The following is a 23,631-nucleotide window of genomic DNA, read 5'->3' on the forward strand; positions in this document are numbered from 1 at the left end:
TTTAATTATTAGTTTGTTAGGTTGACTTCAAAGACATCTTTAGCTCCTGCTTTTAAAAACGCATTCTTAATATTAAGAATATTAATAGGATTAACCATTGCAACCATACATCCTCCTCCTCCCGAACCAACAATTTTTGACCCGTAAGCTCCTGCTTTAATTCCTTGCTTAATTTGATTTGTTATTGCTTCAGGAGTATTTTGAATTTCATTAGATAATAGTGCTTGATGAGAATTCATTAATTCTGATAATTCATTTTGTGAGCTATTGTTTTGTTCTAATATTTTTATTGCTTTTTTTGTAATCATATAATTTAGAATTGTCGCCTTCCAATAAGGACGAAGATCTCTGGAGAGATTGTATTTGTACTTTATATAATCTGATTCTTTAGCATCCAAAAGAATGAAGCTTTTGTCTAGTTTTTGAATAACTTCAAGAGCTTTTTGAGCATTTAATCTCGCGTCTTTTAAAACTCCTAATGTGTTTTTGGGAATACCCGAATCTATGACTAAAAGTGATCCCAAATTACCTTTGAGGTTGATATATGTTTTTTTGGAAGTATCAATTGCCAATAATCCTCCAATAGATATAGTGTATTGATCCATAATTCCGCCAGGTTGATTGAAAAAATCTACTTCTGTTGAAACAGCCCATTTTGCAATTTGTAAATCTGTTATGGGTTTTTTCTTGGCAAATGCTTGAACCAAGAATCTTATCCAGCCAATTACTAAAGAAGATGAGCTAGATAATCCTGCATTTATAGGTAGATCTCCAGAAACATCAATACTATATCCTTGATTGGGAATAATTCCTTCTTTGCCTAAGACATAAAGTCCTGATCTGAAATAATCTCCAGGTTTTATTGTTTTTGGATCATTAGTAAATTCAACTTTAATTGATTTTTTGAAATCGAGAAGATTGACTTCAAAAAAAGAGGATTGAATTGGTTTGGCCTTTATATGTATATATCTGTTAATTGTACCTGCAATAACAGGAAGTCCAAGATAGTCCTGATGATCTCCAAAAAAACAAATTCTTCCCGGAGTTGCAATTTTAATCATATTGTCAATATATCAATTTTACCTATAACAAGTGGTAAAAAAAATCTATTTAATAGAGGTTTTAATGTCATTAAAAACTTACTCGATTATATTAAAAAAATGTTATAGCATTTTATATTTATGTTTTTATTATAATTGCATTTAACATTTGTTTTATAATTTGAAGAACCTATTCTTTTTAATTTTTAATTTATTAATTCTGTTTTCTTGTAATAAAGACAACTCGGAGTCTAATGAGATGCTTTTAGACGGGACAACCTGTTCATTAGGAGGAAATAACACTTATAATTGTTCAATGATCAAGAATGGGCTGGCTAGAGAGTTCATTGTATATGTTCCCGAATCTTACTTCTCTCAAAATCTAGCTGTTCCTCTTTTATTTAGCCTACATGGTTTTACAAGCTATGCTAAATGGAATATTCAGTATACTGGATTTCGATCTTTAGCAGATGAAAATGGGTTCATTGTAATTTATCCTCAAGGATCGCTATGGAAAACTCTTCCAAGTGAGAAAACTGGATTCTCCTCTGAAGGAAATACTCATTGGAATGTTGGTTGGACAACTGAATTAGATGAAAGAAGTACATCTGATGATATTGGATTTATTGATGATTTGATAGAGTGGTCTTCAGATAATTATAATGTTAATACTAATCGGGTGTATTCTACTGGGATGTCAAATGGTGGGTTTATGAGCTATCATTTAGCTTGTAATTTAGGCTCAAAAATTGCAGCAATTGCATCAGTTACTGGATCCATGTCGCCTAAAACTTTTTCAGAGTGTACTCCTGATCACCCTACTCCCGTAATGCAAATTCATGGACTTGATGATTATGTTGTGCCCTATCTAGGATATGAAGCCCTCTGTGAGCCGATGGATGATGTAATTAACTTCTGGGTTAATTACAACCGCTGTAATAGCTCCCCCACAAGTCAAATTATAACTGATCTTAATGGAGATGAATATGGTGGTATTCATAAAGTATATGAAAATGGAGAAAATAACGTTTCTGTTGAATTTTATTTATTAGACGAAATGGGTCATGAATGGCCGAGGGTTAATGCTCCTAGTGATTATGGCTCATATGACATAGACGCTCCATCACTGATTTGGGAATTTTTATCAAAATATGATATAAACGGTTTGATTAATTAGACTCTGATGAATTTATTTTATATTTTTTTTCTAATACGCTGGCATTAAAAGTGTTAACCTTTCCATATAAAAAAATTTTGTAAGTTTATTAACGTAACCAATAAATATATTATGGAAAAAATACTAAATCAAATTTTGGATTTACCTCACATGGTGAATCAAAAACTTCCAAAAAATAATTTTAATGCTATGGTGGAAGGTTCAGAAGGCTCCTTTGGAGGCTGGGCAGGAACTTTTTATAAGATTGGCGCTTTAGTTCTTCTTCTTGGGATGTTACTCACTGCAATTACTGGTGGAATAGACGCTATTAACTCTGCAGATGGTATTGGAAAAGGCACCGCTGTTGTTTGTATGCTTATTTTAATATACGCAGCGTTTCCAATTGCTCAAACTGTAAGATCAGCCGGAGATAGTTTAGCTGGTTCCAAAAGTGGAATCGTAGATTTCTTTTTTAGAGATCTTATTGTAGCCAATATCAAACTTTTTGGCCATGCTGGAGCTTTAGTTGCTTTATTTGGAGCATTTTGCGCTACATTGGGATGGTTGTTAATGGGTACAGACCCAAATATTTCTATTGCTCCTGAATTTTTTGCTGGAGTAGCATATTCTGTTAGCCTACCTATTAATGCTGCTGCTGAATTTTTATCAATGATTCGCTTGGATTTTGTAGGAGGAGTATTGAAGGACTTTAGTGCTTGGGATGTTACTGGTTCAGACGCTTCTGGTTATAACATAGGAGGACTTGTAGCTGTTGGATGGGAATATGTTCAAGTTGCAATTGTATTAGCAAAATTATATGTTTCTCTAGCTATTTATAATTTCCTTTATGGACTTTTGAGTTCTTTGTCTAGGTGGATAAAAAATCCATCTCTTCCAATCAAAACAAGTTGATTACAAAAACTATTAAAAGCTTGTGATTAAAGTAAAAGTTATGAGAGAATAATTTTTCATTAATTAGTTTAAAACTATAAAAAACCTTCACAAACGTGAAGGTTTTTTTTACATAAACTTTAATTCTTGAGTAAAAATAAGTTCGTAATCTATATCTAGCTTATTTTCCATTTTAACAAGCATAAGGCTAGGGATTTTTATTTCAAAATATGATGTGAAATATTTTATTGGTTAGATTCTGATAGAATATTATTGATCAGAAAAATATGAGGAATTGTTACTGAAACTACAAAAGAATAAAGTATTCTATAAAAATTCTCTCCCATTATTTCTCCATACGAAACCAAAAAAATTAAACCTGCAATTGAGACCGCCCAATAATATCCACTTTTTTTCAAATACAATAAAATAGTTTTTTTAGAAACATCTTTATATAGATAATGAATCTGATCATGTATTGACGGAATAGAATGCCATATTACAAAGTAGGAGGCAAAAGAAACGATTAAGTTGGTATTGTAAAACAAGACATATATTACAAGTAAATAAAATAATTCTTTTGGAATAGAAAACCTTAAATTCTTATAATCTACAATCCATAATAAAGCTGTCAATCCCATAAAAACAAATAAAATAGTCTGAATTGGAAATTGGTTTATTTCACTCTCTATCAAAGGATTCAGTATGTTGATTACTGATTCTTTATTGGTTTCTATCATAAGCAAGAATATTACCATCCCATATAATGAAAAATGCCAAAACTTCATTTTAGAATTTGACAATTTATTGTGAAAATGTTGTTCTCCGAAATGGTAACTACTGATCAGTAAAAAGGTTATAAACCCTATTAACGGTAGGTTATACACTACCAAAAAAGCAGTAAAAGCAGTAAGAATATATAAAAAGATAATAACTGCCTTGATTTTAAAGGATGAAGTATTTAATTTGGTTGTTATTAAGGTAATATCGCAAGCGCCGTGGCCTAATCCTATTGATAGTATAAATATACTTGCAACAATTATATCAATATTTGAAAAGGAATAAAGTGATATCCATATGATAAATATTGATGATATAATTTTAATTTTAGAAAGCATAAATAGCAATTTATAGTAGGATTTGTTAAAAATTCAACTAATTTTAGGATTCAAAACTATTAAAAAATAATTATATGAACATTTTAAATTTAATGATTGAGGGTGCTCCAATAGAGAATTTAATAACTTTTACTTTCTTTATTGGTTGCATGGCTATGATGGCTGCATCTGTATTTTTCTTCCTGTCAATGAACTCTTTTGGTGAAAAATGGAGAACTTCTATTCTAGTTTCTGGGTTAATTACTTTCATCGCTGCAGTTCACTACTGGTACATGAGAGAGTATTACATGGATACGGGTTCTTCTCCAACTTTTTTTAGATATGTAGACTGGATACTTACGGTACCTTTAATGTGTGTTGAATTTTATTTAATACTTAAAGCTGCTGGAGCTCAAAAATCTTTAATGTGGAAATTGATACTTCTTTCTACAATTATGCTCATAACTGGTTACATTGGTGAAGGATTGCACAATGATGATGGCCAAGCTTGGTTGTGGGGTCTTATTTCAGGAATCGCATACTTTGCTATTGTATATGAAATCTGGTTGGGTGGTGCTGCTAAACTTGCTGCTTCTGCAGGAGGTGCTGTACAAGCTGCACACAAAACTTTATGCTGGTTTGTATTAGTTGGTTGGGCAATTTACCCAATTGGTTATATGGCTGGTACTGAAGGATGGTACAGTGGAATTTTTGGTGGACTAGACATGGACGTTATTTATAACGTTGGTGATGCTATCAATAAAATTGGATTTGGTTTAGTTGTTTATCAATTAGCTGTAGATTCTAAATAATAAATTTTATAAATCATAAAAAAACCCTCGCAATTGTGAGGGTTTTTTTTTACATAAATTTATTCTTGAATAAAAATAAGTTCATACTCTATATCTAGATTGTTTTCCATTTTAACAAGCATAAAGTCCGGAAGTTTTATTTCAAAGTCTGAAGGTTTTATTTTAAAGTTTCCTTTTAGCATTATCTTTTCATTTGTTTGATTCCAATCTCCTGACACGTTAATTTCTTTATCTATACTGTGGAATTTTATTTTTCCAAGTATCATAAATTTGTCATTATTTAAAGTAAACGATTCTCCAAAAAAACTTACATCGGGAAATAATAAAGTTTCTAAAATTTCCATTGCGTGGGAATCCCTTGATGAGTTTCCACTATCAAAATCTTTAATTGCAGAAATTATTGCTGTTTTTATAGGTTGATTTTTTTCCATAATCAAAACGCCTTTAACATTTTTACTGGTTCCAGACCACTCGTGTAAAATGTGTTTTCCTTCATAAGAAATGTAAGATTGATCTTTACTAAGTATCCACTTTTCTTGAGGTGCTTGTTGACAATTAACATATAATGAAGTCAATAAAAAAACTGTAATAAATCTATTCATGCATTAAAATTTAAAAACTAAAACTGCTGTTGCAAAGCTTCCAAATAATGTATAGGCAGATGCCTTATGGGCACCCCTATCTCTATCGGAAAAGTAATTCGTTGAAAGCATTGCTGAAAAATGTATTGTTGCTAAAATTTTATGAGCTTTGATGGAATTTAATCCTCTTACTTTTTTGCTAATAAGCGGAGGGGGTGAAAATAAAGAAAGTCCAGCGCCAGTAAAATATCCAATGTTTACAATTTTTCCCATAGTTTTGTGTGTATCGTATAGGCTATAATCGCCATTATATAATTTTCCTCCAATAACTCCTTGAGCTATCATTGCTAAAAGTGTTGTATACCCAATAACTTGATGTGTTTTCAACATTACTCTTCTAACCTTAAGTTCTTTTGCTCTCATTTCTAATGTTAAAGGAACTATTCGAGTTTTTCTGAAAACACCTTTATTTCCCCATAAAAATCTTTGGGTGAAAATCATTCTTTCAGGAAGTAAAGGCAGCTCACTTTTATCTTTTTTTACAATCATACTGAATAAGTCATCTTCAGATTGAGCTTTTATTTGAAAGGAAAACAAAAGAGCAATAAGAATAATAAAAAAATCAGGTTTTATGTAAAATTTTACTTTTTTCAATTTAATTTATGACTTTGTAACGGTTAGAGTATTGCCAATTTTGTTGACAGAATAACATTGTAATGGTCCACTATTAGTTCCTTCGCTAACACAATCGGTTGGATAGGAGTTGTTGTGGCGACCACAAACGAAAATACTTTCAGATGGGCTATAGGACCAGGCATCCCTTGCTCCTTGATGAGGACAAAGATTATTAAATGCCAAATAAGAAGATTCTGTTTTTAGTAAAAGTATTTTTTGAGCAGTAAAGTTCATCCATCCTTGATTTGCTAATAAATCAAAAGTAGGATGAGAAAGATCAATTTCAATTATTTTTCCATTAACAGCATATCCACTATCTCCCTCAGGCATAATAACTTCTTCCGATTCTTTTGAACATGCATTCAAAAAACTCACACCTAGAATTGCCATGGCAACCCTTGGACAGGTATTGTTTAAAAACTCTCTTCTTTTAATTTTTTTCATAATCTTAGTTTGTGTCAAAAATAATAAATTTAACTATAATAAAAAAAGCCCTCACTTTAAGTGAGAGCATGATTTTACTGGTGGTTCCACCAGGATCCAAACCCGTGAAATATAGTCTCCTGCATAAGACCAGACATTTGCTTGTTAATGTCTTTAAAACTCATACATTTAATAGATTATATTTAAAAACATCTAATTTGATTAAGCGTATATTAATTGTAATCTTTTCTTTTCTTTTTACTACTTGTATTGAACCGATAGCTCCTGAATTTGATTTTTTAGAAGATTTATTATTTATTGAAGGTATGGCGTCTTCAATTGAAGGAGCGTCATATGTTAAAGTCAGAATAGGTTCAAATGAATCTGGTTATTACAAAACAGGCTTTTTCTCTAACTGCTTAGTTGAGTTAATTAGTGATAATAGGGTTGTGAAGCTAATAGAGGGTCTTGACAGGTATTATGCACCTTTAGGTTTTAAAGTTTTACAAGGAGAATCATGGGAATTAAAAATTATTTTTCCTGATGGGACTGAGTATAGATCTTACCCAGAAACTATGCCTGATGAAGTTTTAATTAAAGACATTAAATCTGAGTATGATTTACAACTATCATATGATAATAGGACCAATAGGTATATCCCAGGTCATAAGATTTTGATTTCATTTGATGATCCTATTGAAAAAGAAAATTTTTATTACTATGATTATAAAACTTATGAAGATGCTCCATATTGTGATTATTGTTATAAAGGTGTTTTAAGAGATGGAGAATGTATAAGTACAAGTGGTTACATCAGTACTTATGGTCCTCAATATTTTACTTATGCATGTTTTTCAGATTGTTGGAATATTAGATTTAACAATGAAAGTATTTCAATTTTTAGTGATGAATTTACAAATGGAAAACCTGTAAATAATTTAGTAGCCGTTGAGCTACCATTATATTCAAAAAGGAATATTTTAGTAAAAGTTCAAAAGTTTAACGTGTCTTATGAAGCTCATAGATATTTAAAATCTTTAAAAGATGCTATTGGAAACAATAGCGGATTAAACGCACCACTTCCTTCGGTATTGATTGGTAATTTATATAATCCAAATGATGAAGATGAAATTATTATGGGAAGATTTACAGTGGCGTCGGGATCAAGTAAATCAATATACATCCGTAGAAATAATTTAGCAGGTAATGCAGTTTCAGAATACGAACAAAATCATTATGAAAAATTTGGAGATAATGTTCCTCAGCCTTTATGTGCGACTTGTTATCCAATTTATGCACCCTGTGAAGAAGGTCTATACAGAACATCAATAAAACCAGAAGGCTGGAATTCAAATATGGATAGAGGGTTTATTAATTAAAATTAATGAAAGAAATTTTTAATTATTTCTTTGTGTGTATGCTAATATTAACCTTGCCTTTAAAGGCTCAAGAATATGACCTTACACTTTATGTAACAGATTTTGAAACGGGAAAGCCTCTAAGTAGTTTAACAGTTTTAATCAATTCTTCGAGCGGGAGCGGTATTACAAGTTCAGAAGGAGTTTTCTCAACTTCTCTTCCAGAAAAAGAGTATACACTTTCACTAGAGTATACAGGATACAAGAATAAGCAACTAATAATTGATTTAAAAAAAGACACATTAATTTCAGTTAAAATGAATGTTTTTGAAGAACAATTATCTGAAGTTGTAGTCCTAGCAAAAAAAATGAATGAAAATGTTGAAACACCGCAAATGGGAGTTTTTAATATCACAGCTAAAGAACTGGTGAAAATCCCATCAGCATTTGGAGAATTTGATGTGCTTAAAAGTATTACATTGATGGCAGGTGTAAATAATGCAGGAGATGTAAGTAATGGAATTTCTGTAAGAGGCGGTTCTCTAGATCAAAACCTTATGTTATATGATTCCGCACCTGTTTTTAACCCAACTCATCTTTTTGGTTTACTCTCTGTATTTACTCCAGATGTAATCTCAAATGTAAGTATGTATCAAGCAAATATTCCTTCAAAATATGGAGGAAGAATTTCTTCTGTAATGGATATTAAAGTTAAAAACCCTTATGTGAATAAACTAAAAATTAGTGGAGGCATAGGCTTATTGTCAAGCAGAATAAATTTAACCACCCCATTAATAAAGGACAAATTATTTCTATTAGCAGGAGCTAGAGCTGGCTTTACAGATATTCTTTTCCCAATCTTTGTTAAAAGATTAGAGAATACAAAAGCAAATTTTTCAGACGGAACAGTAAAACTACTTTATCTTTTAAATGAAGACAATCAGTTATCTTATACTTATTTCAAATCTAATGATTTTTATCAGTTGGATTTAATTTCCACCATAGAAAATATTAATGCAAAATCAAATCAATACGATTTTGGAACGTCAAATCACACACTAAGTTGGATATATAATTTTAAAAACAATACTAGCTTGAAGTCATCAATTATTCATAGTATTTACACACCGATGAATCTATTTCCTGAAAATGATTCGGATAATGTAATTACCTTTAAGTCTAATGTTAAATATATAAGTGCCCAGACTGAGTTTGTGGACATTAGAAATGAAAAGCTAGATTACTCTATAGGACTTCAGACAAAAAATTACATTATTGAACCAGGCTCATTATTTCCTGGTAAAGGAAATTCTATTACACCAATTACCTTAAACCAAGAGGTTAGTATAGATTTTTCAACTTATTTTAATTTAAATTGGAATCCTCAGCCAAATTTATCTATTTCTGCAGGTTTAAGACATACAATTTTTAATTTTTTAGGCCCCTATGATTTAGCTCAATATAACGATAGTGGTTATCAAACAAGTATTACTTCTTTTGATAAGAATAAGTCTGTAATCTCATACAATAATCTTGAACCTAGACTAGGAGCTAGTATTAAAATTGGAGAAAACAGTTCTCTAAAGGCAAGTTATGCAAGAATAAATCAATATATTCAAAACATATATAACACATCAACACCCTTACCAACCTCAAGATGGAAAACTTCAGATTTTTACATAAAACCTCAATTAAGTGATACTTTTGGCTTTGGTTTTTTTCAAAATTTCAACTCATTAGGCCTTGAGTTTTCTGCAGAAAGTTATTATAGAAGTACAAATAATACGCTCACATACAAACCAGGTGCAGATTTTTTTCTTGCAGAGTTTATAGAAAGAGAATTAATTCAAGGAAAGGGACGTAATTATGGACTTGAAATAACTCTAAAAAAACCATCTGGAAAACTCAGTGGATTTATAAATTATACATGGGCTAGAAGTTTGTTAAAAACAGATGAACAACAAACAAAAAACAAAATTAATAGTAACAAGTGGTATCCTTCAGAATTTGATAGACCTCATACTTTTAATGCCACACTTTCTTATGAAAGTGATCTTTATAATGAGTATAGTTTCAACTTCACGGCACAGTCTGGAAGACCATACACTATTGCAAATGGTGTTTTTGAATTAGGGGATTTGAAGGTTCCAATATATTTAGAGAGAAATAATGCCATTTTTCCTACTTATCATCGATTAGATTTTTCGTGGAAAATATCATATAGTAAAGTTAAAAATACACGCTTAAAAGGAGATTGGATCTTCACAATCTATAATTTATATGGAAGAAAAAACCCATTCAACATCTATTATGCTCCAAGAGATGGAACTTCAGACAATGGATTACTTTTTGGAAGCAGTCCTTTCGGGGCTTATGATTTATCAATAATAAACAGCGCTATTATATCATTGACTTATAATTTTGTTTTTAATTAAAACCAACTCAAAAGGATTAACTTATGTGTTTTTCGTCATTTTTATAATGTTGGGTAACGTTTTGTGTATGGTGTGTATACCTCAGGATATACACTATACACCTTGTTAGCATCTTTTATTTTATCCAATCCAAGGCATATAGCAGCGCATCTTCTGTAGTCTGAATATCTGGATAAACAGGTTCAAAAAGATTAGGGTTTCCATTCGCACCAATGTCATAGGCTGAACTTACGAAAATGGAATTACCAGAATTTGGAAGTGTAAACTCTAATAGTTCGCCAAAGTCATTGGTGTACTCCCCTGTTGCTAATCCAATCAAAGTACTTAGGTTATATGTTTTTACCGCATCGGCTAAAAAATTAGCACTTGAGAATGTATTGGGTCCAATCAAAAAACACGTTTTTTGGTTAAAATAGTTTTTTGGTTTTTGAGGTTTTATTAGCTCCTCTTGTACATTTTCAATGATTGATTGGTTCTCTGATTCCACGTACTCTTTCATGAAGTCTTGGCCCAGATTTTTTTCATATAAAGGGTTCGCTTGATAAGCTGCTTTGGCTTCTTCACTCACTTTCCAAAACCTGCCACTTGATTGCCGATAAGAGGTTTCGGTAATGTAAGCCAGCAATAAGTCATTTAATCCGGAATCACCTCCTCCATTTTCTCTAATATCGATAATCAGTTTAGTAATGTTTTTATCTTCAATTTCCTTAAATGTTTGTTTTAAGAACTTTTTAAAACCCGAATAATCTTGACAACTATTATAGGAAATAAGACCAACATCTTTTTTTATGATTTGGAACGTATAGTTTTCTTTCCGTTGTTTTCCATTCAGAAATTCCTGCAACCCCTCAAAATCAATCCCTGGGGTATTAAACGTGCCGTCCACTCCACTTATTTTTATGGAGAAAGGAGTTGAAATTTTTTCAGTATAAAACAAATAGATCGGTAATAACCTTTCGCAAGTGGAATTTTTAAAGGATTCTATCCCGCCTATGTACGACATACATTCTTTATAAATTTCAACCATACTAACTCCATTTATAGATTCTATAACAGCGCCTTTTAGTATTTCTGAGCTAGCCGATCTTATTACTATAAACTGTTGATTGTTGTCTGTTAATTGCCCAGTGAACGGAATATATTGACTTGCTTTTATCTCCGGGATGATAGAGGGATTTTTCCAATCCATAGCGGTGTGACCTCCACTCAATTGTGCGGCTAGTTTCATTCCAGTAGCTACAAACTTTTTCAGCAAAATAGAGTCTGGCTCAAACTCACTTAATAAAGCCTCCTTATTCTTTTTGAATTGTGCATTTTTGATTGAAAAGTATGGGTTGTAATGAACTTCTTCTATCGTATGAATCATATACTCAATATCTGCTATTGCCTTTTCCGTTGATATATAGGGTTGGTTTTGGCTCGATACGGAGTTAACAGTAAAGAATAGAATTAGCATTAAAATAAATGATTTCATATTGTTGATATACTGATTTTCAAAGTGAGCTAATCTAATTGTTGCTAACTCCTTATATGTGACAATGATTTGTTTATTGATAAACTCTTACATAATCAACTTCCATCGTAGCTGAAACAAAATCAGAATCTATGTCGTTGTTTGTAAATTGACCTCCCATTGCAACATTAAGCAGCAAAAAGAAAGGTTTCCAAAATGGCATATCGTAGTTAGTAATAAATGTATGATGCTTAACATCATCAACAAAAAAATCTATCTGTGTAGATGACCATTTTACTTTGTAAACATGAAAGCTGCTAGATTCGTTTTCAATTTTTTGTTCTCCACTCAAATAATAGTGATCACCATTTTCGTTAGCTAAATGAACTGCAGAAGAAACAAATCCAGGCTCCTTATTCCCGTGTTCCATAATATCAATTTCACCACATTGAGGCCAGCCTAATGTGTCAATATCATTTCCTAGCATCCATATTGCAGGCCAAGTTCCTTGTCCTTGAGGTAGTTTTGCTCTAACATGGACTTCACCATAGGTAAAATCAAACAAGTTTTGTGTAGTCATTCTAGCAGAAGTGTATTTTTTGTTTTCATAATCTTCTCTAAGAGCAATAATTTTTAATACACCATCTTCAATAATTGAATTCTTTCTTCTATTGGTATAATACTGATCCTCTTCATTCCACCAGCTCCCATTGTTTGGCGGGATAGTTTCTAAAAACCAGTTTTGAGGAGAAGGCGGACCATCAACTTCAAATTCATCAGACCAAATTAATTTTATTTCACCATCTCCAATTACACTATTATCAGAGGGTATAATAGGTTGTTGACTATTTAAACTCTCATTGTTAGAGCATGAGAAAATTAATACTACTAATACTAAAATTAATTTTTTCATTTACACTTAATGATTTCCTTTATTTTTCAAATATAAAATTTATTGTTTTAATACACGTAAAACTTTTTGAACAACATTTTTTTATAATTAATTTATAAAATATCTAAATATTTAAAGGCTAACAAACTCCATAGATTTTTACCTTATGAATGATAGGCTTGAAGAAGTATAAGAATTTCTACTAAAAATAGGTTTAGCAGAGCCAATGTTAGATGAAAATAAAGAGCCCCTTATTTTGCAAGTTCTTTTGCCATTGCAAATCCAATCTCAGATTTAGATCCAGATATAAAGGCTGTTTTTCCACTGAATTTTAAGTCCATAAGTTATTAGCTTTTACCTAATTTAATCAATAATTGCACAACATTGATAAACATGTAAAAATAATCATATTTTAGATCTATTATTGTGAAAACAAATATGAAAAAACAGCTCGAAACGATATTGTCTAATAGCGATAATTCGTTTAGTTTAATGTATAATCCAAGGTTAAATTATACAATTCGAATTTTCAGCCTATTTGTTTTAATAACACTGAAAGTTCATTCTCAAAAAATAAATGAAAGCTATAGAATTCATCCAACAAAAACAGATCAAATAATCAATATTGATGGTGTTTTAGAAGAGAAAATATGGAATAATGCTGAGGTAGCAAATAATTTTTTCATGATCCTTCCAACAGACGGAAAACAAGCAAGTCAAGAGTCTGAAGTTAAAATACTTTATGATGAAAATAATATTTATTTTGGAGTTGTTTTTTTTAATAACAGTGTGCAAGGAGATTATACGGTAGAATCTTTAAAAAGAGATTTTTCTTTTGGAAAAAATGACAACCTACTAATTTCAATAGATCCTTTTAATAATTTAACAACGGGTTTTTCATTTGGCTTAAATGCATACGGAGCACAATGGGACGGAACAATGTATAATGGTGGTAAAGTAGACTTAAATTGGGATTCTAAATGGGTGTCAGAGATATCTTTTGATAAAGATAAATGGACCTGTGAAATTTCAATACCATTAAAATCAATTCGATATAAAGAAGGAGTTAAAGAGTGGGGAATAAATTTTGGAAGACTAGACCTTAAGGCAGGTGAAAAGTCAAGCTGGGCTCCAGTTCCAAGACAATTTCCATCAGTTTCCCTAGCGCATACTGGAGTGTTAGTTTGGGATTCTTCTCCTCCAAAACAGGGGCGAAATATCTCAATAATACCCTACTCACTTTCAAATATTTCAAAAACTAACGACTATAAAACAAAAAGTAACAAGATAGGGGGAGATATAAAGGTTAGTGTTTCAAGTGCTTTAAATTTAGATTTTACTATTAACCCAAATTTTTCACAAGCAGAGGTAGATCAACAAGTAACAAACCTGGATAGGTTTGAACTTTTTTATCCTGAGAGAAGACAGTTTTTTTTAGAAAATGCTGACTTATTCGCCAATTTTGGTTACAAAACTTTGAGACCTTTTTTCTCTAGAAGAATTGGATTAGGTGTTCCCATAAATGCAGGTCTTAGATTAAGTGGAAATATTAATGAAAAATGGAGAATAGGTTTAATGGATATTCAAACTCAAAACATTGACAGGATTGGTTTGCCGAAACAAAACTTTGGAGTTTTTACAATTCAAAAAAGAGTTTTTGAAAGGTCTAGTATCGGTCTAATTTTAATAAATAAAGAATCTTTTTTTGATGAAAAAAATAAAATTATTTCTGATTCAAATTATACAAAATATAATAGAAATATTGGAGTAGAATACAACTATGGGTCAGCAAATAATTTATGGAATGGAAAAGCATTTTTTTTAAACACCTATAGTAGTAACCAAATTAAAAATGATCATTCTTTTGCTTCTCATTTAGAATATAATTCAACCAATTGGAAAGCAAGAATTCAACAAGAATACGTAGGTGAGAATTTTAATGCAGAAGTGGGCTATGTTCCTCGAAAGGGATATTATAAATTCAACTCTTCTTTAGGTTATTTATTTTATAAAAATGATTCTAATATTGTTTCCTATGGTCCTAATTTTTCAAGAACATATTTTTTTGACCAATCATATAATAGAACTGATCTTTTAGATCAATTTTCATATGTGATTAATTTTGCTAACAGGAGTAAGCTAAATGTTGTTTTTATCAAAAACTATATTAATTTATTACAAGATTTTGATCCATTAAGATCTAATGTTGGTTCTCTGATTAAAGGCTCTGAACATGAATGGACATCTTTTGGCTTTGAATTTACATCTAAACCTCAAAATAATTTTACATATAAAATTAATGGCTTGATTGGAGGATATTATCAAGAAGGGAAACGAAGAAGTTTATCAGCTGAATTAGGGTATCGATTTCAGCCATACTTTAGTATAAATTCAATTATAAACTACAATTCTATAAATCTTGAAAGTCCTTGGAATAAATCTGATTTTTGGCTTATTGGATCTAAATTAGATATAACATTAACCAATAAATTGTTTTTTTCAAGCCTATACCAATACAATAAACAGTTTGATTTATGGAATTTTAATTCAAGATTTCAATGGAGATACAAACCTGCATCAGACTTGTTTTTAGTTTTCAATAGTAATGAAGTTATGATTCCAGAAGAAATAAAATCCTGGAGTATTAATCTTAAGTTAAACTATTGGCTAAATCTTAACTAAGACATAATCCAATGAAAAGCAATATCTTTATATAAGTACAAACCGACTGATAATTATATATTAAAATTTTGTCAATTGTATTTCCAAGCTAGTCTTTTGGGCTTCGACCCATTCCATCAGGAATACCTTTATAATACCTAAATTGCTCTACTGGTATATCATTTATAAATCTTATTCTTTCCCTCAGTCTTTTATTTACTCTATCTTTTTCTCCTTCCGGATAGTTATTAATATCTGACCCTAAATACTTATTCCATCCACTCGACCATTGACTCAAATATTTTGATCCTGATAGTATTTTTTTTTCAACATATTTTTGAATATTTACACTGGTGTTTGTGTCACTAATATTACCTCCGTAAAAAAGAAATTCTGGGACAGCATATGCTTCCAATTTATTGTGAATTATGTCACCTTCATACATCAGGTGCCATTCTGCTGCCCTAACAGCATCAGCAGTTAAATATGCGGCAGCTCTATGATCACTTTTGTGCCAAACCTGATAATTATAGCCGGGATCAAACGACATTAAAACATCAGGTTTTATCTTTCTAATATGGTGAACTATTTTTCCAATAATCTCCTCCCTATCTGCAAACTCTAGTCGACCATCATCATAACCTAAATTAATATATTTATTTTCCGAAAGACCAAGAACCTTCATCGCGTTTATCTGTTCTTGTCTTCTTATTTTTGATAAATCATTTTTACTGATACTTAAATCTTTTGTTCCAACATTTCCAGTTGTAAGTGTTAGTATATAAATATTGTTTTGATGATCATTTAAGAGAGCTAATGTTGCATGAGACATATAATCATCATCGGGATGAGCTCCAATAAGAAGTATGGTTTTTTCTTGCCATTTATTTATTGGTATATAAGGTTGTGAAAAGCTTAATTTACAAGCAATAAAAATAAATATGATAATTATTTTTCTAATTAATTTCTTCATAAGAATTTTTATATACAATGTATTGTTTAATTAACGTATAACCAAGGAATTTAAATTATCTAATCTTACCTTTTATTAGATGTTATTAGAAAGTAGATTGATTTTTTATCTTTGAAAAAATAACTAAAAATGATATGATAGTAATAATGGGTGTTAGTGGAGCTGGAAAAACAAGCCTTGGAAAACAGCTTTCGCAACAAACAACATGGCCTTTTTATGATGCAGATGATTTTCATTCGAAATCAAACAAAGACAAAATGAAGTTGGGACTTGGTTTAGAGGATTCCGATCGAAAACCATGGCTCTTCCTTTTGGCTGAAAAAATTAAAGAATGGTCCAAAAAAGGCCAAGCTATTTTAGCTTGCTCAGCGCTAAAAGAAAATTATCGAAGTATTCTCTCAGATCAAAATAGCGGGATTACCTGGGTGGTGCTGAATGGTTCATTTGAATTGATTCAAGCACGTCTAAAAAATCGTGAAAATCATTTTTTTGATCCCCAATTACTTCGCTCACAGTTTAGTACCCTAGAACTTCCCTCTTATGGAATTTTCCTTAACGTTGACAAGCCTTTACCAGAGTTGAGTGCGTCTCTTTTAGAAAAGATAAACCCTTCAAATCCTCCAACTATTGGAGTTGTTGGAATGGGGGTAATGGGGCAAGGAATTGCATTAAATTGCGCTGAAAATAATTTTTATACGGCCGTCTATAACCGATTAGCTCCTGGAGAAGAAAGGGTTATAGATGTTTTTATTTCAAACAATTCTCAATTTAAAAACGTATTGGGTTTCACCGAATTAAGCCATTTCATTGATGCCCTTGAACGGCCACGTAAAATCTGGTTAATGATCAAAAGCGGTTCTGCTGTTGACAAACTGATTGATGAACTATTACCGTTACTTAACGAAGGTGATGTTATTGTTGATGGTGGTAATTCGCATTATTTAGATACTCAAAGAAGAGTCCAAGTACTAGAAAAAAGAAAGATTGTTTTTGCTGGTTGTGGGGTTTCTGGAGGAGCCCTTGGAGCTCGTTATGGCGCTTCGCTTATGTTTGGAGGAAGTCCCAGAGCCTATGGCCTGTTAAGGCCTATTTTAAACCTTATCGCCGCTAAAGATGCCTTGGGGAATCCCTGTCATGCTTATTTGGGTTCCGAAGGAGCTGGACATTTTGTAAAGATGGTACATAACGGTATTGAATATGCCGAAATGCAACTCCTAGCAGAAACCTTTGCGGTATTGTCTCGTCAAATGAATCACACAGAAATAGCTTCTGTTTTTAACGAATGGAACACGGGTTCGGAGGCGAGTTATCTATTAGAAATTACCGCTAAAATTCTTCAGAAAAAAGAAGGCAATTACTTCTTAATTGATTTAATTCTAGATCAGTCGAGTAGCAAAGGAACAGGTATGTGGTCAAGTTCTGCTGCCTTAGAGCTGGGAGAAGTTAATACGATGATGTCTTCCGCTGTTTTTTCCCGCTACCTTTCATTGATGAAAGCACAACGAACTTTGTTGTCTCAGAGCAACCCCCGAATCTTTAAGTCCAACACCCTTGATCTATCTGTGCTTAAAAAAGCATATGGATTTGCCCGAAAAATCAATCATATACAAGGATTTAACCTAATTGAACACGCGGCTAAAACCTACGGATGGGAGTATAAGCCTGCAGAAATTGCACGTGTTTGGACGCAAGGGTGTATCATCCGGTCTAATTTAATGGAGCGTCTTATAAAGGTTTTTTCAAAAGAAAAAAAGTTGCTTCAAAACACGAACTTCATTGGTTTAATCAGTAATGCCGAGTCTGATGCTGCCGTTTTAATTCATCATGCTGTAGATCAAAAAATTGCTTTAGATTGTTATTCAAGTGCTTATAATTATTGGATTGCGCTATGTACAGAAACACTGCCAGCAAATCTCATCCAGGCACAACGTGATTTCTTTGGCGCTCATAGCTACCAAAGAGTTGACAAGCCTTTAGATCAATATTTTCACACTCAATGGCAACAATATGATTGATTATTCCTTTCTTTTTTCAGTTCTTATTGGAGTTCTTTCCATGAGATTAATTGGATATTGTTTTTCTCAATTTTGGATTTAATTTCTTGACTCGTGAATATTTCAAAATCTATTTGCCTCCATTCAGAGCCAAAATTAGGATGGTTAATGGTTATAGCTTTCATTTCAGGATCATTAAAAGCAGGGTGAATTAAAATAATATTTAATCCGCTTTTTATATTTTCAATAAAGTCTAAATAATAATCTTTTAATCTATTATTTGAGAAGTGTTTGTAATTAGCGATGCAGATATTATCAAACACAAAATCATTTTTATTAATATTTTCTTTTGCATTTAATCCAACCATTTCTAATAATTCATTATTAATAAGGATAGGGATATTATAAACTTTTTCTAATTCTTTATAAAGGTTAAAACACTCTTTATTTATTCCAACACTGTACATATGAGAATCAATATGCGTAGGATTTAAACCGTAATCAAAAGCTTTTTGAACTTGTGCATTTAATTCTTTTTTTATTTCTTTTATATCAGCGAATGTTTTAAGTTCATTTCTAGTTTTATAGAAATCTCCATCTTCATTGACTAAGCTTTTTACACTTTCAACAGGCGAAACTGGCCCAAACTTATAATTCTCCCACTCACAAGTAAGAGTAAGATGAATGCCATAATCATATTGAGGATTTGATTTTGCAAAATCACCTATTTCTTCAAAACAAGGACATGGAGTCATAATACTATATGAATTAACTAATCCATTTCTTAGACTTTCAATAATAGCCCTATTTTGAGAGTGAGATAATCCTGCATCATCAGCATGAATAATTAGAAGTTTTGGCTCTTGAGCTCCAAATGACATTATATTTATAATTTTTTTGAGCTGCCAGATAAAGGGATTAACCGGGCTTTTAGATTTGGATCTTTCATATCCTTGTCTAGAGGAAACATAGGTCGTTTAATGTTTTTATAACCCAAACGAATCAAATCTTGATCAACTCCACCAGGAGTTAAAGCCATAACCCAGTCTTTTTGAATTTCATAGAGTTCTGGAACTAAATACCCAATTTTTACGACTACTATATCAGCTTTTTTTAAAATTAAATTTAAGTCACTAAAATCCTTTTCTTTATGATAGGGTTTTCTTTTGTTTGTTACTATAACATTTATACTTCCAACTTGAACAACAACTTCTGTTTCAGCATAAAGATCTCCTATTTTTATTTTATTTATAATTCCTTTTAATAAAATTGGAGGGGAATATCTATTATCAACTTGAGCTCCAACATAAGCTTCGATTTCCTTTCCTTCTCCAATTTTTAATGCTTTTTCTATAAGTTCAGGTCCTGGTATGGAAGCATATATTAATGAAGGTCCATCGATAGATTTAAATTCTTCTTTTTCTAAAAGTTTTTTTAGAGTCCAAGTAACATCTCCAGCCCCTCCAGCAGTTGGGTTATCTCCCATATCACTTATGAAAAAAGGAGTTTTATCACTATTAAGTGCCAGTTTAAGGCTTTCTTTTAGAGTAGTGGTAGGTGCAACAAAATCAAATTCATTTCTGTATTCCCAAAAACTATTTGCTAATTTCTCAGCAGAGGATTTCACGTTTTTTTCATTATCTCCAGTTACAACAACAACAGCGTGATTCCTTGGTTCATCAGCCCAAGCATATCCAATCCAAATCGCTGCATCTAAGACTCCTTTAATTTTTGAAGTTGGCTCAACTTGTGAATAAAGCTTTTTCCCGGGGTTGATTCTAGTACTAGTTTGTTCTCCTGGGAGTAGGATTGGAACTGGTATCCATGCTTTAAACAAAGGCTTTCCTTTTCCATTTTCAATTCTTGTCAATAAATTCTCTAATGCTCTTTGTTTGGACTCTATGGCGTCTTCATGTGGAGCCATTCTGTAGCAGGTAATTAAATCTGACTCTTCAGCAAGTCTCTCAGATACATTTCCATGTAAGTCCATTGAAGTTGAAATAACAGTATCATAACCAACAACTTCTCGTATTCTTTTTATGTAATCTCCTTCAGCATCATTTAGCCCTTGAACACTCATAGCACCATGTAAATCTAAAAATAATCCATCATAGGGAAGGTTCTGTTTAAGAAGGTTTAAGGTTTGATTTACTAATGATTCGTATGCTTCTTTAGTTACTATACCTCCAGGCAAGGACTTACCAACCAAAGTAGGGAACCAATCTGCTCTTTTTCTATTATTAGAATCTGAAGATAAAAATGGATAGCGCTCAAAAATTTCATTACCAATTTTTGGATGAAAAGCATCTTCAAGGGTTACAGCAGGAGAAAAAGTGCTAGATTCAATACCAAGACCAGCTATAGCAATTTTTGGGATAGTTGGAACAGAATCTTTCTTTAATTCAGTTAAGAATAAAATTATAATTATTAAGGAAAATAAAATTAAGGTTATTTTTTGAAAATTTTTTTTCATAACTAAATCAATTTTACCATAATATAAATATTTTTAATCATTAAATTTTACTTATCAGATTAACTCCAGGTATTTAGCAAGAAATTAATAAAATTTTTATGAAATATTTTATCAATATCTAACTCTGAATAACCTCTATTTTTTAGAATAGGTTTTATTTTTTGGAGATCAGCAATTGTATTTAGATCAAATGGACATTGCTCCTTTCCAAAAGCCCCATCTAGATCTGATCCAATACCTACATAGTCACAATTTCCTGATAATTGGCAAATATGATCAATATGATCTACTATTTTTTCTAATGAAAGATTTCTTTCTTTAGGAGTTGAAACTCCTCTTTTCCATTCTGGAATAATCATCCATGCATCTAGACAAACTCCTATGACTGCTTTTCTTTTAATTAACTCCTTAAGTTGTTTATCATTAAACTGTCTTTCATTTGGAACAAGGCTTCTACAATTGTTATGGCTTGCCCAGACAGGTCCTGAGAATCTTTCCATTGTTTCCCAGAAGCTTATATCACACAAGTGTGTTGCGTCAAGAATTAAATTAAGCTTTTCGATTTCATTTAACAATTCCCTTCCTCTAACACCAATACTTCCTGATGAGTCAGTTCCATATGCATAAGTTCCAGGGCCATAATGAGCAGGACCGATCGCACGCAAACCATCTTCATATGATTTATTAAGATGTTCCATTGATATAATCGAATCTGCGCCTTCTAAAGACAAGATATATCCAATAGGCTTTTTCGAATTATTATCCCAATTTATTATATGATTCTCAAGATCTTCTTTAGACTTTACTTGTATCATTTCCTCAAGACTTTCCATAGCCCTATACCAAGCTAATTGACCTTGAGTTTGAGCCCAAGCCTGCTCAGGAGAATTCCAGCCTGGTAAATTATTTTTAGGCTTTACATATCTGGCAATTTGTGTTGCAACACATAAACCTATATTACCATTTCTCATTGCTTCTAAAGAAACAGTTCCTTTTCCACGGTCAGGTTTATCAGTGAGAAACTGCTCTTTATCTCGTATTTCATTAACTGAAAGAATAAGATTTCTATTCCATTCAAGAGCATTCATAGCTAGGTCTAAATGTGCATCAAAAATTAAAGACATTATTTAAATTGTAAGTTCTTGATTTTACTTGCCAAATTGAAGAGACTCTTTCTTTTTCAATGGTTTGAACATACTCATATTTTGCGACTGTAGGACATATATGATATGGAGTTGCATAAACAATATCACCTACTTCATATTCATTTGCTGCAGATGTTTCCACAATTAGATGTTCCTCGCTTTGACTTATGTGTTTTGCCTTTTCAAGTCCATGAATTATAACTCTAGGTAATGGCATTTCAGATGCAACAGATTTGTGTCCTAAATCAAAGCAAAGAAGATTTTCTTGTGGCTTACTAATTACTCTTGAAACGACAAGGGCTCCTATTTCAAAATTCATTTCAGGAAAGAGACTTTCATAACCTGCGTCCCATAAAAGAGTGGTTCCAGGGCTCAAAAAATTGCCTTTTCTTTTTGAATGTATATTAAAAGTTGGAGAGCCTCCGGTTATTATATTGGGAACTTGAACTCCTTCTTTTTCTATTTCATTTTTTATATCATCAACAAATGAATATGCTTTATCACACTCTTCTTTTCTTTTTTTATAATTGTTATGTCTGATGTGACCGTCGTAAACGTGTAACCCTTTAAAAATTAAATTTTTATTTTTAAAAATAGTTTTGATTAATTCAGTACCTGAATCTTTTGAAAACACACCAGTTCTATTCATTCCGTTATTAATATCTAACCAGAGTGCTAATTTAATATTTGTTTCTTGAGCTATTTGAGTCATTAATTTTAACGTATTTTGATTGTCCACAATAGTAGAAAATTCAATTTTTGGAAAAGAACTTTGTAATTCAATCAAAAGCTTCAAATTCTGTATTGAGGGTTGAATAGCAAGTAAAATATTTTCAACTTCACAGCTAGCAAGCATATTAGCCTCACAAATCGTAGCACATTTAAATTTTTTTATACCAAACTGTTTTTGAAGATTGACTACTTCTTCTAGTTTATGTGTTTTCACATGTGGCCAAAGTCTACTTTCAGAACCAGCAATTGAAACCATATTTTTAATATTCCTATTAATTATTTCTGGGAAAATTATTAGGCCTGGACTTATCAGTTTTTCAGAATCAATAACGTTAAACCAATCCTTTTGATATATACCTTTTTTCATATGCCTAAGAATGTAATTCGAAAATTGCTTCTATTTCTACAGGAATATTTCCTGGGAGAATATTGCCTACAGCACTTCTCGCTCCTACACCAAGGTCTTCTCCGAAAACATCTCTCATTAGCTCACTAAATCCGTTAATCACAAATGGATGTTCCTCGAACTCTAAAGTGCAGTTTACCATCCCTAAAACTTTAACTATTTTTTTAATTCTATCTATATCTTTAAAATGTTCTTTAATTGTGGCTAACATGGTTAAGCCAACCTGTCTCGCTACAATTTTTGCTTCAGAGGATGAAAGATCTTTGCCAACCTTACCTTTCATTAGGGTTCCATCTTCTTTTAATGGACCCTGGCCTGAAACAAACAATAAGTTTCCAGAAATAATAATAGGTTTATATAGTCCTGCAGGTTTAGGAGGTGATGGTAGAATTAATTGAAGTATTTCTATTCTTTGGGAGGGAAGTGTAATCATG

20 protein-coding genes are annotated in these 23,631 nt (G+C 31.6%); 7 read left to right on the top strand and 13 right to left on the bottom strand.

Features of this window, described 5'->3' with window-relative positions:
* Nucleotides 1-8 precede the first annotated feature (8 nt).
* A complete protein-coding gene (locus AC34EU_RS02155) occupies nucleotides 9-1,061 on the bottom strand; it encodes a mevalonate kinase family protein (RefSeq protein ID WP_487533729.1) in 1,053 nt (350 codons plus the stop codon).
* Between the two features lie 160 nt (nucleotides 1,062-1,221).
* Between AC34EU_RS02155 and AC34EU_RS02160 the strand changes: the two genes are divergently transcribed.
* Together AC34EU_RS02160 and AC34EU_RS02165 are read left to right on the top strand one after the other, a co-directional pair.
* A complete protein-coding gene (locus AC34EU_RS02160; protein WP_487533728.1) occupies nucleotides 1,222-2,217 on the top strand; it encodes a CE1 family esterase in 996 nt (331 codons plus the stop codon).
* A 111-nt stretch (nucleotides 2,218-2,328) separates the two neighbouring features.
* Nucleotides 2,329-3,108, top strand: coding sequence for a hypothetical protein (locus AC34EU_RS02165; RefSeq protein ID WP_487533727.1), 780 nt, complete (start codon nucleotides 2,329-2,331; stop codon nucleotides 3,106-3,108).
* A 224-nt stretch (nucleotides 3,109-3,332) separates the two neighbouring features.
* On the opposite strand, the gene AC34EU_RS02170 is transcribed toward AC34EU_RS02165, so the two are convergent.
* Entirely contained in the window at nucleotides 3,333-4,205 is an 873-nt protein-coding gene (locus AC34EU_RS02170; RefSeq protein ID WP_489696017.1) for a Brp/Blh family beta-carotene 15,15'-dioxygenase, read from the bottom strand.
* 74 nt (nucleotides 4,206-4,279) lie between these two features.
* On the opposite strand from AC34EU_RS02170, the gene AC34EU_RS02175 reads away from it, so the two are divergent.
* Nucleotides 4,280-4,996, top strand: a complete 717-nt coding sequence (locus tag AC34EU_RS02175) for a bacteriorhodopsin-like (protein ID WP_487534396.1) — start codon at nucleotides 4,280-4,282, stop codon at nucleotides 4,994-4,996.
* A 59-nt stretch (nucleotides 4,997-5,055) separates the two neighbouring features.
* On the opposite strand, the gene AC34EU_RS02180 is transcribed toward AC34EU_RS02175, so the two are convergent.
* Genes AC34EU_RS02180 through AC34EU_RS02190 form a run of 3 tightly spaced genes read right to left on the bottom strand, consistent with a single transcriptional unit; the run spans nucleotide 5,056 to nucleotide 6,696 of the window.
* The gene (locus AC34EU_RS02180; RefSeq protein ID WP_487534397.1) at nucleotides 5,056-5,598 is read right to left on the bottom strand and encodes a YceI family protein; all 543 of its coding nucleotides are present in this window, start codon (nucleotides 5,596-5,598) and stop codon (nucleotides 5,056-5,058) included.
* A gap of 3 nt (nucleotides 5,599-5,601) precedes the next feature.
* Entirely contained in the window at nucleotides 5,602-6,231 is a 630-nt protein-coding gene (locus AC34EU_RS02185) for a hypothetical protein (RefSeq protein ID WP_487534398.1), read from the bottom strand.
* Between the two features lie 6 nt (nucleotides 6,232-6,237).
* The gene (locus AC34EU_RS02190; RefSeq protein WP_487534399.1) at nucleotides 6,238-6,696 is read right to left on the bottom strand and encodes a Rieske 2Fe-2S domain-containing protein; all 459 of its coding nucleotides are present in this window, start codon (nucleotides 6,694-6,696) and stop codon (nucleotides 6,238-6,240) included.
* 197 nt (nucleotides 6,697-6,893) lie between these two features.
* Here AC34EU_RS02190 and AC34EU_RS02195 point away from each other — a divergent pair, with 197 nt between their 5' ends.
* Both AC34EU_RS02195 and AC34EU_RS02200 read left to right on the top strand, forming a co-directional pair.
* Complete coding sequence (locus tag AC34EU_RS02195) at nucleotides 6,894-8,054, top strand: DUF4249 family protein (protein WP_487534400.1); 1,161 nt, start codon at nucleotides 6,894-6,896, stop codon at nucleotides 8,052-8,054.
* Between the two features lie 5 nt (nucleotides 8,055-8,059).
* On the top strand, nucleotides 8,060-10,468 hold the full coding sequence (locus AC34EU_RS02200) for a TonB-dependent receptor (protein WP_487534401.1): 2,409 nt from the start codon (nucleotides 8,060-8,062) through the stop codon (nucleotides 10,466-10,468).
* Nucleotides 10,469-10,583: 115 nt separating this feature from the next.
* On the opposite strand, the gene AC34EU_RS02205 is transcribed toward AC34EU_RS02200, so the two are convergent.
* The gene (locus tag AC34EU_RS02205) at nucleotides 10,584-11,942 is read right to left on the bottom strand and encodes a S41 family peptidase (RefSeq protein WP_489666722.1); all 1,359 of its coding nucleotides are present in this window, start codon (nucleotides 11,940-11,942) and stop codon (nucleotides 10,584-10,586) included.
* Between the two features lie 73 nt (nucleotides 11,943-12,015).
* Nucleotides 12,016-12,834 carry a glycoside hydrolase family 16 protein gene (locus AC34EU_RS02210; RefSeq protein ID WP_487534403.1) on the bottom strand — a complete coding sequence of 273 codons (819 nt, stop codon included), beginning with the start codon at nucleotides 12,832-12,834 and terminating at the stop codon, nucleotides 12,016-12,018.
* Between the two features lie 417 nt (nucleotides 12,835-13,251).
* Here AC34EU_RS02210 and AC34EU_RS02215 point away from each other — a divergent pair, with 417 nt between their 5' ends.
* The gene (locus AC34EU_RS02215) at nucleotides 13,252-15,495 is read left to right on the top strand and encodes a DUF5916 domain-containing protein (RefSeq protein ID WP_489666723.1); all 2,244 of its coding nucleotides are present in this window, start codon (nucleotides 13,252-13,254) and stop codon (nucleotides 15,493-15,495) included.
* Between the two features lie 88 nt (nucleotides 15,496-15,583).
* Here AC34EU_RS02215 and AC34EU_RS02220 read toward each other — a convergent pair whose 3' ends face one another.
* Nucleotides 15,584-16,447, bottom strand: a complete 864-nt coding sequence (locus tag AC34EU_RS02220; protein WP_487534405.1) for a PIG-L deacetylase family protein — start codon at nucleotides 16,445-16,447, stop codon at nucleotides 15,584-15,586.
* Nucleotides 16,448-16,581: 134 nt separating this feature from the next.
* Between AC34EU_RS02220 and gndA the strand changes: the two genes are divergently transcribed.
* Entirely contained in the window at nucleotides 16,582-18,462 is a 1,881-nt protein-coding gene (gene gndA, locus AC34EU_RS02225) for an NADP-dependent phosphogluconate dehydrogenase (RefSeq protein ID WP_489666724.1), read from the top strand.
* A 23-nt stretch (nucleotides 18,463-18,485) separates the two neighbouring features.
* Here the strand turns inward: gndA and AC34EU_RS02230 are convergent, their stop codons facing one another.
* Genes AC34EU_RS02230 through AC34EU_RS02250 form a run of 5 tightly spaced genes read right to left on the bottom strand, consistent with a single transcriptional unit; the run spans nucleotide 18,486 to nucleotide 23,630 of the window.
* Nucleotides 18,486-19,322, bottom strand: coding sequence for a polysaccharide deacetylase family protein (locus tag AC34EU_RS02230; RefSeq protein ID WP_487534407.1), 837 nt, complete (start codon nucleotides 19,320-19,322; stop codon nucleotides 18,486-18,488).
* A gap of 5 nt (nucleotides 19,323-19,327) precedes the next feature.
* On the bottom strand, nucleotides 19,328-20,914 hold the full coding sequence (locus AC34EU_RS02235) for a M81 family metallopeptidase (protein WP_487534408.1): 1,587 nt from the start codon (nucleotides 20,912-20,914) through the stop codon (nucleotides 19,328-19,330).
* A gap of 59 nt (nucleotides 20,915-20,973) precedes the next feature.
* On the bottom strand, nucleotides 20,974-22,038 hold the full coding sequence (locus tag AC34EU_RS02240; RefSeq protein WP_487534409.1) for a dipeptidase: 1,065 nt from the start codon (nucleotides 22,036-22,038) through the stop codon (nucleotides 20,974-20,976).
* Complete coding sequence (locus tag AC34EU_RS02245; RefSeq protein ID WP_487534410.1) at nucleotides 22,022-23,158, bottom strand: D-TA family PLP-dependent enzyme; 1,137 nt, start codon at nucleotides 23,156-23,158, stop codon at nucleotides 22,022-22,024. Before AC34EU_RS02245 ends, AC34EU_RS02240 begins: the two co-directional genes overlap by 17 nt.
* 4 nt (nucleotides 23,159-23,162) lie before the next feature.
* Nucleotides 23,163-23,630: a RidA family protein gene (locus AC34EU_RS02250; protein ID WP_487534411.1), complete on the bottom strand. Its 468-nt coding sequence runs from the start codon at nucleotides 23,628-23,630 to the stop codon at nucleotides 23,163-23,165.
* Nucleotide 23,631 lies beyond the last annotated feature (1 nt).

The organism is Candidatus Marivariicella framensis (assembly GCF_982709265.1).

Bases quoted from the DNA above. Each gene is read 5' to 3' on its own strand.
- AC34EU_RS02155 (WP_487533729.1), bottom strand. From the start codon at position 1,061: ATGATTAAAATTGCAACTCCGGGAAGAATTTGTTTTTTTGGAGATCAT.
- AC34EU_RS02165 (WP_487533727.1), top strand. From the start codon at position 2,329: ATGGAAAAAATACTAAATCAAATTTTGGATTTACCTCACATGGTGAAT.
- AC34EU_RS02170 (WP_489696017.1), bottom strand. From the start codon at position 4,205: ATGCTTTCTAAAATTAAAATTATATCATCAATATTTATCATATGGATA.
- AC34EU_RS02175 (WP_487534396.1), top strand. From the start codon at position 4,280: ATGAACATTTTAAATTTAATGATTGAGGGTGCTCCAATAGAGAATTTA.
- AC34EU_RS02180 (WP_487534397.1), bottom strand. From the start codon at position 5,598: ATGAATAGATTTATTACAGTTTTTTTATTGACTTCATTATATGTTAAT.
- AC34EU_RS02190 (WP_487534399.1), bottom strand. From the start codon at position 6,696: ATGAAAAAAATTAAAAGAAGAGAGTTTTTAAACAATACCTGTCCAAGG.
- AC34EU_RS02200 (WP_487534401.1), top strand. From the start codon at position 8,060: ATGAAAGAAATTTTTAATTATTTCTTTGTGTGTATGCTAATATTAACC.
- AC34EU_RS02205 (WP_489666722.1), bottom strand. From the start codon at position 11,942: ATGAAATCATTTATTTTAATGCTAATTCTATTCTTTACTGTTAACTCC.
- AC34EU_RS02210 (WP_487534403.1), bottom strand. From the start codon at position 12,834: ATGAAAAAATTAATTTTAGTATTAGTAGTATTAATTTTCTCATGCTCT.
- AC34EU_RS02215 (WP_489666723.1), top strand. From the start codon at position 13,252: ATGAAAAAACAGCTCGAAACGATATTGTCTAATAGCGATAATTCGTTT.
- AC34EU_RS02220 (WP_487534405.1), bottom strand. From the start codon at position 16,447: ATGAAGAAATTAATTAGAAAAATAATTATCATATTTATTTTTATTGCT.
- gndA (WP_489666724.1), top strand. From the start codon at position 16,582: ATGATAGTAATAATGGGTGTTAGTGGAGCTGGAAAAACAAGCCTTGGA.
- AC34EU_RS02230 (WP_487534407.1), bottom strand. From the start codon at position 19,322: ATGTCATTTGGAGCTCAAGAGCCAAAACTTCTAATTATTCATGCTGAT.
- AC34EU_RS02235 (WP_487534408.1), bottom strand. From the start codon at position 20,914: ATGAAAAAAAATTTTCAAAAAATAACCTTAATTTTATTTTCCTTAATA.
- AC34EU_RS02240 (WP_487534409.1), bottom strand. From the start codon at position 22,038: ATGTCTTTAATTTTTGATGCACATTTAGACCTAGCTATGAATGCTCTT.
- AC34EU_RS02245 (WP_487534410.1), bottom strand. From the start codon at position 23,158: ATGAAAAAAGGTATATATCAAAAGGATTGGTTTAACGTTATTGATTCT.
- AC34EU_RS02250 (WP_487534411.1), bottom strand. From the start codon at position 23,630: ATGATTACACTTCCCTCCCAAAGAATAGAAATACTTCAATTAATTCTA.